This is a genomic window from Streptomyces sp. CA-243310 (assembly GCF_050936775.1).
In the GTDB taxonomy this organism is placed as follows: domain Bacteria; phylum Actinomycetota; class Actinomycetes; order Streptomycetales; family Streptomycetaceae; genus Streptomyces.
Genome location: NZ_JBNJMF010000001.1, coordinates 560,132 through 574,050, shown reverse-complemented (window position 1 = coordinate 574,050; position 13,919 = coordinate 560,132). Strand labels below are relative to the sequence as shown.

The 13,919-nt window shown below is 59.5% G+C and carries 2 protein-coding genes and 5 rRNA genes; all 7 read right to left on the bottom strand.

Annotated elements, in window-relative coordinates:
* Positions 1 to 5: 5 nt before the first annotated feature.
* The 7 genes from ACQEVM_RS02675 to ACQEVM_RS02645 all read right to left on the bottom strand — a co-directional run bounded on the left by ACQEVM_RS02675 (position 6) and on the right by ACQEVM_RS02645 (position 13,700).
* Positions 6 to 3,128 (bottom strand): 23S ribosomal RNA (locus ACQEVM_RS02675).
* A gap of 290 nt (positions 3,129 to 3,418) precedes the next feature.
* A 16S ribosomal RNA gene (locus tag ACQEVM_RS02670) occupies positions 3,419 to 4,943 on the bottom strand.
* The 16S and 23S rRNA genes sit together here, the layout of an rRNA operon.
* A 2,873-nt stretch (positions 4,944 to 7,816) precedes the next feature.
* Positions 7,817 to 8,107, bottom strand: coding sequence for a hypothetical protein (locus tag ACQEVM_RS02665; RefSeq protein ID WP_433074302.1), 291 nt, complete (start codon positions 8,105 to 8,107; stop codon positions 7,817 to 7,819).
* Entirely contained in the window at positions 8,104 to 8,460 is a 357-nt protein-coding gene (locus tag ACQEVM_RS02660) for a hypothetical protein (protein ID WP_433074299.1), read from the bottom strand. Before ACQEVM_RS02660 ends, ACQEVM_RS02665 begins: the two co-directional genes overlap by 4 nt.
* A 110-nt stretch (positions 8,461 to 8,570) precedes the next feature.
* A 5S ribosomal RNA gene (gene rrf / locus ACQEVM_RS02655) occupies positions 8,571 to 8,688 on the bottom strand.
* Positions 8,689 to 8,762: 74 nt separating this feature from the next.
* Positions 8,763 to 11,885 (bottom strand): 23S ribosomal RNA (locus tag ACQEVM_RS02650).
* Between the two features lie 290 nt (positions 11,886 to 12,175).
* Positions 12,176 to 13,700: ribosomal RNA gene (locus ACQEVM_RS02645) — 16S ribosomal RNA — on the bottom strand.
* Between the last annotated feature and the right edge of the window lie 219 nt (positions 13,701 to 13,919).

Here is a 13,919-nt window from a genome sequence, read left to right as displayed (position 1 = left end):
CAACTGAGGACAAGCCCTCGGCCTATTAGTACCAGTCAGCTCCACCCGTTACCGGGCTTCCACATCTGGCCTATCAACCCAGTCGTCTACTGGGAGCCTTACCCTCTCAAGGAGGTGGGAATACTCATCTCGAAGCAGGCTTCCCGCTTAGATGCTTTCAGCGGTTATCCCTCCCGAACGTAGCCAACCAGCCATGCCCTTGGCAGGACAACTGGCACACCAGAGGTTCGTCCGTCCCGGTCCTCTCGTACTAGGGACAGCCCTTCTCAATATTCCTACGCGCACAGCGGATAGGGACCGAACTGTCTCACGACGTTCTAAACCCAGCTCGCGTACCGCTTTAATGGGCGAACAGCCCAACCCTTGGGACCGACTCCAGCCCCAGGATGCGACGAGCCGACATCGAGGTGCCAAACCATCCCGTCGATATGGACTCTTGGGGAAGATCAGCCTGTTATCCCCGGGGTACCTTTTATCCGTTGAGCGACGGCGCTTCCACAAGCCACCGCCGGATCACTAGTCCCGACTTTCGTCCCTGCTCGACCCGTCGGTCTCACAGTCAAGCTCCCTTGTGCACTTACACTCAACACCTGATTGCCAACCAGGCTGAGGGAACCTTTGGGCGCCTCCGTTACTCTTTGGGAGGCAACCGCCCCAGTTAAACTACCCATCAGACACTGTCCCTGATCCGGATCACGGACCGAGGTTAGACATCCAGCACGACCAGAGTGGTATTTCAACGGCGACTCCACAACCACTGGCGTGGCTGCTTCAAAGTCTCCCACCTATCCTACACAAGCCGAACCGAACACCAATATCAAACTATAGTAAAGGTCCCGGGGTCTTTCCGTCCTGCTGCGCGAAACGAGCATCTTTACTCGTAGTGCAATTTCACCGGGCCTATGGTTGAGACAGTCGAGAAGTCGTTACGCCATTCGTGCAGGTCGGAACTTACCCGACAAGGAATTTCGCTACCTTAGGATGGTTATAGTTACCACCGCCGTTTACTGGCGCTTAAGTTCTCAGCTTCGCACGCCCGAAAGCGCACTAACCGGTCCCCTTAACGTTCCAGCACCGGGCAGGCGTCAGTCCGTATACATCGCCTTACGGCTTCGCACGGACCTGTGTTTTTAGTAAACAGTCGCTTCTCGCTGGTCTCTGCGGCCACCCCCAGCTCACGGAGTAAATCCGATCACCAGTGATGGCCCCCCTTCTCCCGAAGTTACGGGGGCATTTTGCCGAGTTCCTTAACCATAGTTCACCCGAACGCCTCGGTATTCTCTACCTGACCACCTGAGTCGGTTTAGGGTACGGGCCGCCATGAAACTCGCTAGAGGCTTTTCTCGACAGCATAGGATCATCCACTTCACCACAATCGGCTCGGCATCAGGTCTCAGCCTTAATGAGGGACGGATTTGCCTACCCCTCGGCCTACACCCTTACCCCGGGACTACCACCGCCCGGGTTGGACTACCTTCCTGCGTCACCCCATCGCTTACCTACTACCACCTTGGATCGGCGGCTCCACCACTTTCCTTTCCCCGAAGGGTCCGGAACGGCTTCACGGCCTTAGCATTAGAGGATTCGATATTGGGCGTTTCAAAGCGGGTACCGGAATATCAACCGGTTGTCCATCGACTACGCCTGTCGGCCTCGCCTTAGGTCCCGACTTACCCTGGGCAGATCAGCTTGACCCAGGAACCCTTAGTCAATCGGCGCACACGTTTCTCACGTGTGTATCGCTACTCATGCCTGCATTCTCACTCGTGAACCGTCCACAACTAGCTTCCGCTGCTGCTTCACCCGGCACACGACGCTCCCCTACCCATCCCAGCGGGCGTTGGCCCTATTGCTGAAATGACACGACTTCGGCGGTACGCTTGAGCCCCGCTACATTGTCGGCGCGGAATCACTTGACCAGTGAGCTATTACGCACTCTTTCAAGGGTGGCTGCTTCTAAGCCAACCTCCTGGTTGTCTCTGCGACTCCACATCCTTTCCCACTTAGCGTACGCTTGGGGGCCTTAGTCGATGCTCTGGGCTGTTTCCCTCTCGACCATGGAGCTTATCCCCCACAGTCTCACTGCCGTGCTCTCACTTACCGGCATTCGGAGTTTGGCTAAGGTCAGTAACCCGGTAGGGCCCATCGCCTATCCAGTGCTCTACCTCCGGCAAGAAACACACGACGCTGCACCTAAATGCATTTCGGGGAGAACCAGCTATCACGGAGTTTGATTGGCCTTTCACCCCTAACCACAGGTCATCCCCCAGGTTTTCAACCCTGGTGGGTTCGGTCCTCCACGAAGTCTTACCTCCGCTTCAACCTGCCCATGGCTAGATCACTCCGCTTCGGGTCTAGAGCGTGCAACTCAATCGCCCTATTCGGACTCGCTTTCGCTACGGCTTCCCCACACGGGTTAACCTCGCTACACACCGCTAACTCGCAGGCTCATTCTTCAAAAGGCACGCAGTCACGACTGTATGTGCAAGCACATACAGCGACGCTCCCACGGCTTGTAGGCACACGGTTTCAGGTACTATTTCACTCCGCTCCCGCGGTACTTTTCACCATTCCCTCACGGTACTATCCGCTATCGGTCACCAGGGAATATTTAGGCTTAGCGGGTGGTCCCGCCAGATTCACACGGGATTTCTCGGGCCCCGTGCTACTTGGGAGATTCTTAAGCAAGCCGCTGATGTTTCGTCTACGGGGGTCTTACCCTCTACGCCGGACCTTTCGCATGTCCTTCGACTACATCAACGGTTTCTGACTCGCCGACCGGCCGGCAGACCGATCAAAAGAATTCCCACAACCCCGCATGCGCAACCCCTGCCGGGTATCACACGCATACGGTTTGGCCTCATCCGGTTTCGCTCGCCACTACTCCCGGAATCACGGTTGTTTTCTCTTCCTGAGGGTACTGAGATGTTTCACTTCCCCTCGTTCCCTCCACACTGCCTATGTGTTCAGCAGTGGGTGACAGCCCATGACGACTGCCGGGTTTCCCCATTCGGACACCCCCGGATCAAAGCTCAGTTGGCAGCTCCCCGGGGCCTATCGCGGCCTCTCACGTCCTTCATCGGTTCCTGGTGCCAAGGCATCCACCGTGTGCCCTTAAAAACTTGGCCACAGATGCTCGCGTCCACTGTGTAGTTCTCAAGCAACGACCAGTCACCCATCACCCCACCAGACAAGCTGGCGAGTTCACTGGGGCCGGCATCGCGAAGATACAACCTTACGGCCGTACCCTCAGATACCCAACAACGTGCCAGGCACGACCCTCCGCCACCATCACCGCTTTCCACGCCCGAGGGCAGTACTTGCAGAATGCTTTGGAAGACCGTGCCAAATAATCAACGTTCCACCCATGAGCTGACCGTGCAGAACATTTGTCTGCAATCGGTACTGTGCTCCTTAGAAAGGAGGTGATCCAGCCGCACCTTCCGGTACGGCTACCTTGTTACGACTTCGTCCCAATCGCCAGTCCCACCTTCGACAGCTCCCTCCCTTACGGGTTGGGCCACCGGCTTCGGGTGTTACCGACTTTCGTGACGTGACGGGCGGTGTGTACAAGGCCCGGGAACGTATTCACCGCAGCAATGCTGATCTGCGATTACTAGCAACTCCGACTTCATGGGGTCGAGTTGCAGACCCCAATCCGAACTGAGACCGGCTTTTTGAGATTCGCTCCACCTCACGGTATCGCAGCTCATTGTACCGGCCATTGTAGCACGTGTGCAGCCCAAGACATAAGGGGCATGATGACTTGACGTCGTCCCCACCTTCCTCCGAGTTGACCCCGGCGGTCTCCTGTGAGTCCCCATCACCCCGAAGGGCATGCTGGCAACACAGGACAAGGGTTGCGCTCGTTGCGGGACTTAACCCAACATCTCACGACACGAGCTGACGACAGCCATGCACCACCTGTATACCGACCACAAGGGGGGCACTATCTCTAATGCTTTCCGGTATATGTCAAGCCTTGGTAAGGTTCTTCGCGTTGCGTCGAATTAAGCCACATGCTCCGCTGCTTGTGCGGGCCCCCGTCAATTCCTTTGAGTTTTAGCCTTGCGGCCGTACTCCCCAGGCGGGGAACTTAATGCGTTAGCTGCGGCACCGACGACGTGGAATGTCGCCAACACCTAGTTCCCAACGTTTACGGCGTGGACTACCAGGGTATCTAATCCTGTTCGCTCCCCACGCTTTCGCTCCTCAGCGTCAGTAATGGCCCAGAGATCCGCCTTCGCCACCGGTGTTCCTCCTGATATCTGCGCATTTCACCGCTACACCAGGAATTCCGATCTCCCCTACCACACTCTAGCTAGCCCGTATCGAATGCAGACCCGAGGTTAAGCCTCGGGCTTTCACATCCGACGTGACAAGCCGCCTACGAGCTCTTTACGCCCAATAATTCCGGACAACGCTTGCGCCCTACGTATTACCGCGGCTGCTGGCACGTAGTTAGCCGGCGCTTCTTCTGCAGGTACCGTCACTTTCGCTTCTTCCCTGCTGAAAGAGGTTTACAACCCGAAGGCCGTCATCCCTCACGCGGCGTCGCTGCATCAGGCTTTCGCCCATTGTGCAATATTCCCCACTGCTGCCTCCCGTAGGAGTCTGGGCCGTGTCTCAGTCCCAGTGTGGCCGGTCGCCCTCTCAGGCCGGCTACCCGTCGTCGCCTTGGTGGGCCATTACCCCACCAACAAGCTGATAGGCCGCGGGCTCATCCTTCACCGCCGGAGCTTTTAACCCCCACCCATGCAGGCAGGAGTATTATCCGGTATTAGACCCCGTTTCCAGGGCTTGTCCCAGAGTGAAGGGCAGATTGCCCACGTGTTACTCACCCGTTCGCCACTAATCCACCCCGAAGGGCTTCATCGTTCGACTTGCATGTGTTAAGCACGCCGCCAGCGTTCGTCCTGAGCCAGGATCAAACTCTCCATGAATGTTTACCCGTAATCGGGTGCACACGCACTTAGAGCGGGCCGATCATGTCGGAATAAGACCGATCGACCACTGCGTCCTCGCTGTGTAATCGCCTGCAAGCACCACAACCCGAAGATTGCGACCTCACAGGTCTTTTTCAAAGGAACCTCATCCACCGAAATGGACGGGGTATCAACTTTTGGCGTTGATTTTTGGCACGCTGTTGAGTTCTCAAGGAACGGACGCTTCCTTTGTACTCACCCTCTCGGGCTTTCCTCCGGGCGCTTCCTTCGTTTCCGACTCTATCAGACTCTTTCGTGTCCGATTCCCGGTCGAAGCGGGTTTCGCTTTCCAGTTCTTCGCTTTGGCGTTTCCCTTTCCGGCGAGTCCGACTCTATCAGAAGTTTTCCACCGGATTTCCCGGCTTCAGACTTTCTGGAAGAAGAGTCGAGGGTGCCCTGTCTGAATTGGATTCATAGGGGCGAGTTGCCGAACCGTTCAGCTCGAGGCAACCGTTCTACTCTACATCGGCCTCGGGCACGGGTCCAATCGGCCCGACGCCGACCCCACCGATCCTCGCCACAAGCCCCTGTCGTGGCTCCTCTGTGCTCGTCGGCGCGGGCGACGGGCGAGTGCTGTCGGCCCGGTGGTCCGCCAGTGCCCTGTGCCCAGGGGCCCACTGCACCGTCCGTGGAGGCCCGGGCCATCCAGCGCATGCCATCAAGGTCCAGGACGGCGCGAGCTCGCCCGGGTGCGTGTTGTCTCCGCGCTGCTGTGCGCTCAACCCGTCCCGGCGGGCCCTGCGACTGCCCGCCCTACGCCTCAGAGGGCCGGGGGGCGCTCCCCGGGGTCTCGGCCTCCGCGGACGAATACCGGTGGGGCCGTTGAGCTGAACAACCACACGGGGTCCACAGCGACGAATCATTCGGCGCCACCCGAGGGCCGGACCTGGTGAGGCGGAGTGAGCCCGCTTCCCTCTCCTCCCGGGCACCGCCGTGAGGGCGATCGTGTCGGGGTGGCAGCCTGGGTGGGTGAGACCCTGGCGTACCTCCACCGAACGCGACCTCCGGCATCTCCTCAACGAGTGGGATCCGATCGGCGTCGCCGACGAAGTACAAGGCGAGTACGACTGCATGCTCGCCCCTCTGCTCGGGGCGGCTTCACCGCGATGCGGACCAGGCGGAAGTGCATGAGGTCCTGGAGGACGAGTTGAAGCATCACTTCGGCCTCGATCCCTGCGGCCTGCGGCCCGACGCGATGGCGGCCCGAGTGGTCACCTGGTGGACGTCTGCCGCGCCGACCGACCGCACCGCCGACAGGTAGGTCGCCTCCTTAACGGACGGACGCACCGACGCGGGGGTACCTGTACCCGACTGCGCTGCGAAGGTGGGATGCCAAACCGGGCCTGGTAGCGGGGGTGCCGTTGTAGATGGCCGCCCAGGCTGACCGCAATGAGGACCTGGACCCGACTCCACGAACGTGCGTCCCATCAGAACGCGGCCGGTACCCGCAGAAGTCGCTTGGGTCCGCGAGCCCATGGATCACACCTGCGGCGGGTTCGGCGGCGAACTGGTCAGGAAGATCCGTCGCAACCCATACCGGCTGCACGGGCACATGATCCGGTGCCCTTCCCCTCTTGGCGGACCAGCAAAGCCACCGCGACAACCGGGAGGTCGGCCCGGCCCGCTGTCCCGGACCCGACCCGACCCGCACAGCCCAGTTCTCGGTCCGCCCGTCTCGCTTGCGCCTCGGTTGGTCACCAGAACCTGGCCCGATTCGACGCTCGAGGCCGGCGAACCCGTTCGGCACCGCGATCCCTCACAGGGAACGCGGCCATCCTGGCGGGCTCTCCGACCCAGGGATGCCTTCCAGACCAACAGGTAGCTGGTCGTGAACATGGTCGAGTCCTGGATGATCGGCGCCCAGTTCAGGTTCATGGCCCCCAAGGGCACACTGGCGGCCCGCCGCTGAACCGGCGGGCTGATTACCTGCCGTGTCAGAAGACAACCGCGCCGATGTGCAGGGTGCCTCGGTCGTCGGGCGGCAGCACAAGCGGGGTCGTGTCTTCGCCAGTGTCCGGGCTGGAGTGCCGGCTGTCGTTGGCCGCGCGGCCGGCGAGTTGGTGGACACTCAGGCATCCCAGGCGATGGATGGATACGTGTAGTCCTCCAGGAGCGCTCCATCCGGACCCCATATGCGTTCGAGGACGCACCGCGGAACCCGGGGCTCTGCCATCCGCCGTGGCGCTCTCCCGATTGAAGCCCTGCTCAGGTAGCCCGCGCGTCATCTCCACCCGGTGAAGTCTCGGAAGGCCGGTCCGATTCCGTCGCCCTCGAGGGCACTGACTACCCGCGTACACATCGCTCGCGCCCTGGGCACGCTGGCCTGCCTGCTGGTCTTCGACGGGGGGACCGGGCACCCGGGCACTCGGTTGGCAGATGTGGCGAACCCTTCGGCCGGCCGACCGATCGCGCTGGAGTCGGCTGAGTCGGCCCTCGACCGTGTGTCGGGCTCCGTGGTCCGCGCAGTCGATGCTGCGGGCCCGGCCGTCGCCGGCGTCTCGCTTCGCATGCCGTGGCCGGACCCGTCCGCAGGCTCCCGCATCGCCCACTGGTTGGTCCCATCCCGCCGAAGCGCATCTTCCTGATCGTGGACGCGTGCCGGCGGGTCGCCGAGCCACTGGGAGCGAGGGCCCGCAATCCGCAACTGCTGCTGCGGAGAGGGGACTTGACTGCAAGTCCGGCACCCGAGGAATCGATCGCTTGCGGTAGCCGACCTCGGGAGACACGGAACCTGCTGCGGCACCTGGCGGCTCGCTCCGTCAATGCACTCCGCTGCCGGGATTCGCAGCGGCCTTCGCGGAACGGTTCGTGGGAAGGGTGCCTCGGCGTCGTCAGAGGTTGACGCGCTTCAGGTAGACACGGCTGCGGTGCGGGATCGTCTGGTACCAGAGCATCAGGTGCTCGTCCTCGTACGTACGGAGCCGCATCGGCTGCTCGTCCTCGTAGAGGCTGCCGTCCTTGGGGTCGATGCCCATCGATGCCAGGTCCACCAGCCCGTCCATGACGGACCCGACCAGCCGCTGCTGTTCCGCGGGCATGTCCCCGAGCACCCACAGCCGGCCGGGATCACATTCCCACGCCCAGCCGGTCTCGTTCTGCACGCCTTCACCGCGGGCGGTCACCGGCCGATCTCCTCCTGGGCCTCGGCCAGAATGCGACTGCTGGTCTCCATCGCCGACCGGAACTCCTGCTCCGTCGCGGTCGGGTCCCCGGCAACGCGTTCTGCCTCATGGAGAGCCGCGGCCCGAGCGGGCCAGCGGTGGATGGCCACGTGCGTCGCCCACTTGATCAGGAAGAACCGCAGTGGATTGATGGCACCCGTCGCCGCAGCACGATCGAACGCCTCGTTGCACTCCTTGTCGAGCACGGCCAGATTCGCCATGTCGATGCGGCGCACGGCGTCCCGGAGCGCTTCCCGCGTCATGGCCGGCTGAGGGATGAGCGGGCCGCCGTCTTCCAGCTGCTGTGCTGTCATCGTGTCCTCCTGGGGAACGCGGCCAGGATACCCAGCCGAACCCGAGAACCTGGTCCGGAACGCAGAAAAGCCCCGCACCCTGAAGGGTGCGGGGCTTTCCCACAATGATTGTTCGGCGGCGTCCTACTCTCCCACAGGGTCCCCCCTGCAGTACCATCGGCGCTGAAAGGCTTAGCTTCCGGGTTCGGAATGTAAACCGGGCGTTTCCCTAACGCTATGACCACCGAAACACTATGAAGTTAACCAACCGGATATGAACACAGTTCGTTACTTCAGAACTAACACAGTGGACGCGAGCAACTGAGGACAAGCCCTCGGCCTATTAGTACCAGTCAGCTCCACCCGTTACCGGGCTTCCACATCTGGCCTATCAACCCAGTCGTCTACTGGGAGCCTTACCCTCTCAAGGAGGTGGGAATACTCATCTCGAAGCAGGCTTCCCGCTTAGATGCTTTCAGCGGTTATCCCTCCCGAACGTAGCCAACCAGCCATGCCCTTGGCAGGACAACTGGCACACCAGAGGTTCGTCCGTCCCGGTCCTCTCGTACTAGGGACAGCCCTTCTCAATATTCCTACGCGCACAGCGGATAGGGACCGAACTGTCTCACGACGTTCTAAACCCAGCTCGCGTACCGCTTTAATGGGCGAACAGCCCAACCCTTGGGACCGACTCCAGCCCCAGGATGCGACGAGCCGACATCGAGGTGCCAAACCATCCCGTCGATATGGACTCTTGGGGAAGATCAGCCTGTTATCCCCGGGGTACCTTTTATCCGTTGAGCGACGGCGCTTCCACAAGCCACCGCCGGATCACTAGTCCCGACTTTCGTCCCTGCTCGACCCGTCGGTCTCACAGTCAAGCTCCCTTGTGCACTTACACTCAACACCTGATTGCCAACCAGGCTGAGGGAACCTTTGGGCGCCTCCGTTACTCTTTGGGAGGCAACCGCCCCAGTTAAACTACCCATCAGACACTGTCCCTGATCCGGATCACGGACCGAGGTTAGACATCCAGCACGACCAGAGTGGTATTTCAACGGCGACTCCACAACCACTGGCGTGGCTGCTTCAAAGTCTCCCACCTATCCTACACAAGCCGAACCGAACACCAATATCAAACTATAGTAAAGGTCCCGGGGTCTTTCCGTCCTGCTGCGCGAAACGAGCATCTTTACTCGTAGTGCAATTTCACCGGGCCTATGGTTGAGACAGTCGAGAAGTCGTTACGCCATTCGTGCAGGTCGGAACTTACCCGACAAGGAATTTCGCTACCTTAGGATGGTTATAGTTACCACCGCCGTTTACTGGCGCTTAAGTTCTCAGCTTCGCACGCCCGAAAGCGCACTAACCGGTCCCCTTAACGTTCCAGCACCGGGCAGGCGTCAGTCCGTATACATCGCCTTACGGCTTCGCACGGACCTGTGTTTTTAGTAAACAGTCGCTTCTCGCTGGTCTCTGCGGCCACCCCCAGCTCACGGAGTAAATCCGATCACCAGTGATGGCCCCCCTTCTCCCGAAGTTACGGGGGCATTTTGCCGAGTTCCTTAACCATAGTTCACCCGAACGCCTCGGTATTCTCTACCTGACCACCTGAGTCGGTTTAGGGTACGGGCCGCCATGAAACTCGCTAGAGGCTTTTCTCGACAGCATAGGATCATCCACTTCACCACAATCGGCTCGGCATCAGGTCTCAGCCTTAATGAGGGACGGATTTGCCTACCCCTCGGCCTACACCCTTACCCCGGGACTACCACCGCCCGGGTTGGACTACCTTCCTGCGTCACCCCATCGCTTACCTACTACCACCTTGGATCGGCGGCTCCACCACTTTCCTTTCCCCGAAGGGTCCGGAACGGCTTCACGGCCTTAGCATTAGAGGATTCGATATTGGGCGTTTCAAAGCGGGTACCGGAATATCAACCGGTTGTCCATCGACTACGCCTGTCGGCCTCGCCTTAGGTCCCGACTTACCCTGGGCAGATCAGCTTGACCCAGGAACCCTTAGTCAATCGGCGCACACGTTTCTCACGTGTGTATCGCTACTCATGCCTGCATTCTCACTCGTGAACCGTCCACAACTAGCTTCCGCTGCTGCTTCACCCGGCACACGACGCTCCCCTACCCATCCCAGCGGGCGTTGGCCCTATTGCTGAAATGACACGACTTCGGCGGTACGCTTGAGCCCCGCTACATTGTCGGCGCGGAATCACTTGACCAGTGAGCTATTACGCACTCTTTCAAGGGTGGCTGCTTCTAAGCCAACCTCCTGGTTGTCTCTGCGACTCCACATCCTTTCCCACTTAGCGTACGCTTGGGGGCCTTAGTCGATGCTCTGGGCTGTTTCCCTCTCGACCATGGAGCTTATCCCCCACAGTCTCACTGCCGTGCTCTCACTTACCGGCATTCGGAGTTTGGCTAAGGTCAGTAACCCGGTAGGGCCCATCGCCTATCCAGTGCTCTACCTCCGGCAAGAAACACACGACGCTGCACCTAAATGCATTTCGGGGAGAACCAGCTATCACGGAGTTTGATTGGCCTTTCACCCCTAACCACAGGTCATCCCCCAGGTTTTCAACCCTGGTGGGTTCGGTCCTCCACGAAGTCTTACCTCCGCTTCAACCTGCCCATGGCTAGATCACTCCGCTTCGGGTCTAGAGCGTGCAACTCAATCGCCCTATTCGGACTCGCTTTCGCTACGGCTTCCCCACACGGGTTAACCTCGCTACACACCGCTAACTCGCAGGCTCATTCTTCAAAAGGCACGCAGTCACGACGTTGCATGCAAGCATGCAACGCGACGCTCCCACGGCTTGTAGGCACACGGTTTCAGGTACTATTTCACTCCGCTCCCGCGGTACTTTTCACCATTCCCTCACGGTACTATCCGCTATCGGTCACCAGGGAATATTTAGGCTTAGCGGGTGGTCCCGCCAGATTCACACGGGATTTCTCGGGCCCCGTGCTACTTGGGAGATTCTTAAGCAAGCCGCTGATGTTTCGTCTACGGGGGTCTTACCCTCTACGCCGGACCTTTCGCATGTCCTTCGACTACATCAACGGTTTCTGACTCGCCGACCGGCCGGCAGACCGATCAAAAGAATTCCCACAACCCCGCATGCGCAACCCCTGCCGGGTATCACACGCATACGGTTTGGCCTCATCCGGTTTCGCTCGCCACTACTCCCGGAATCACGGTTGTTTTCTCTTCCTGAGGGTACTGAGATGTTTCACTTCCCCTCGTTCCCTCCACACTGCCTATGTGTTCAGCAGTGGGTGACAGCCCATGACGACTGCCGGGTTTCCCCATTCGGACACCCCCGGATCAAAGCTCAGTTGGCAGCTCCCCGGGGCCTATCGCGGCCTCTCACGTCCTTCATCGGTTCCTGGTGCCAAGGCATCCACCGTGTGCCCTTAAAAACTTGGCCACAGATGCTCGCGTCCACTGTGTAGTTCTCAAGCAACGACCAGTCACCCATCACCCCACCAGACAAGCTGGCGAGTTCACTGGGGCCGGCATCGCGAAGATACAACCTTACGGCCGTACCCTCAGATACCCAACAACGTGCCAGGCACGACCCTCCGCCACCATCACCGCTTTCCACGCCCGAGGGCAGTACTTGCAGAATGCTTTGGAAGACCGTGCCAAATAATCAACGTTCCACCCATGAGCTGACCGTGCAGAACATTTGTCTGCAATCGGTACTGTGCTCCTTAGAAAGGAGGTGATCCAGCCGCACCTTCCGGTACGGCTACCTTGTTACGACTTCGTCCCAATCGCCAGTCCCACCTTCGACAGCTCCCTCCCTTACGGGTTGGGCCACCGGCTTCGGGTGTTACCGACTTTCGTGACGTGACGGGCGGTGTGTACAAGGCCCGGGAACGTATTCACCGCAGCAATGCTGATCTGCGATTACTAGCAACTCCGACTTCATGGGGTCGAGTTGCAGACCCCAATCCGAACTGAGACCGGCTTTTTGAGATTCGCTCCACCTCACGGTATCGCAGCTCATTGTACCGGCCATTGTAGCACGTGTGCAGCCCAAGACATAAGGGGCATGATGACTTGACGTCGTCCCCACCTTCCTCCGAGTTGACCCCGGCGGTCTCCTGTGAGTCCCCATCACCCCGAAGGGCATGCTGGCAACACAGGACAAGGGTTGCGCTCGTTGCGGGACTTAACCCAACATCTCACGACACGAGCTGACGACAGCCATGCACCACCTGTATACCGACCACAAGGGGGGCACTATCTCTAATGCTTTCCGGTATATGTCAAGCCTTGGTAAGGTTCTTCGCGTTGCGTCGAATTAAGCCACATGCTCCGCTGCTTGTGCGGGCCCCCGTCAATTCCTTTGAGTTTTAGCCTTGCGGCCGTACTCCCCAGGCGGGGAACTTAATGCGTTAGCTGCGGCACCGACGACGTGGAATGTCGCCAACACCTAGTTCCCAACGTTTACGGCGTGGACTACCAGGGTATCTAATCCTGTTCGCTCCCCACGCTTTCGCTCCTCAGCGTCAGTAATGGCCCAGAGATCCGCCTTCGCCACCGGTGTTCCTCCTGATATCTGCGCATTTCACCGCTACACCAGGAATTCCGATCTCCCCTACCACACTCTAGCTAGCCCGTATCGAATGCAGACCCGAGGTTAAGCCTCGGGCTTTCACATCCGACGTGACAAGCCGCCTACGAGCTCTTTACGCCCAATAATTCCGGACAACGCTTGCGCCCTACGTATTACCGCGGCTGCTGGCACGTAGTTAGCCGGCGCTTCTTCTGCAGGTACCGTCACTTTCGCTTCTTCCCTGCTGAAAGAGGTTTACAACCCGAAGGCCGTCATCCCTCACGCGGCGTCGCTGCATCAGGCTTTCGCCCATTGTGCAATATTCCCCACTGCTGCCTCCCGTAGGAGTCTGGGCCGTGTCTCAGTCCCAGTGTGGCCGGTCGCCCTCTCAGGCCGGCTACCCGTCGTCGCCTTGGTGGGCCATTACCCCACCAACAAGCTGATAGGCCGCGGGCTCATCCTTCACCGCCGGAGCTTTTAACCCCCACCCATGCAGGCAGGAGTATTATCCGGTATTAGACCCCGTTTCCAGGGCTTGTCCCAGAGTGAAGGGCAGATTGCCCACGTGTTACTCACCCGTTCGCCACTAATCCACCCCGAAGGGCTTCATCGTTCGACTTGCATGTGTTAAGCACGCCGCCAGCGTTCGTCCTGAGCCAGGATCAAACTCTCCATGAATGTTTACCCGTAATCGGGTGCACACGCACTTAGAGCGGGCCGATCATGTCGGAATAAGACCGATCGACCACTGCGTCCTCGCTGTGTAATCGCCTGCAAGCACCACAACCCGAAGATTGCGACCTCACAGGTCTTTTTCAAAGGAACCTCATCCACCGAAATGGACGGGGTATCAACTTTTGGCGTTGATTTTTGGCACGCTGTTGAGTTCTCAAGGAA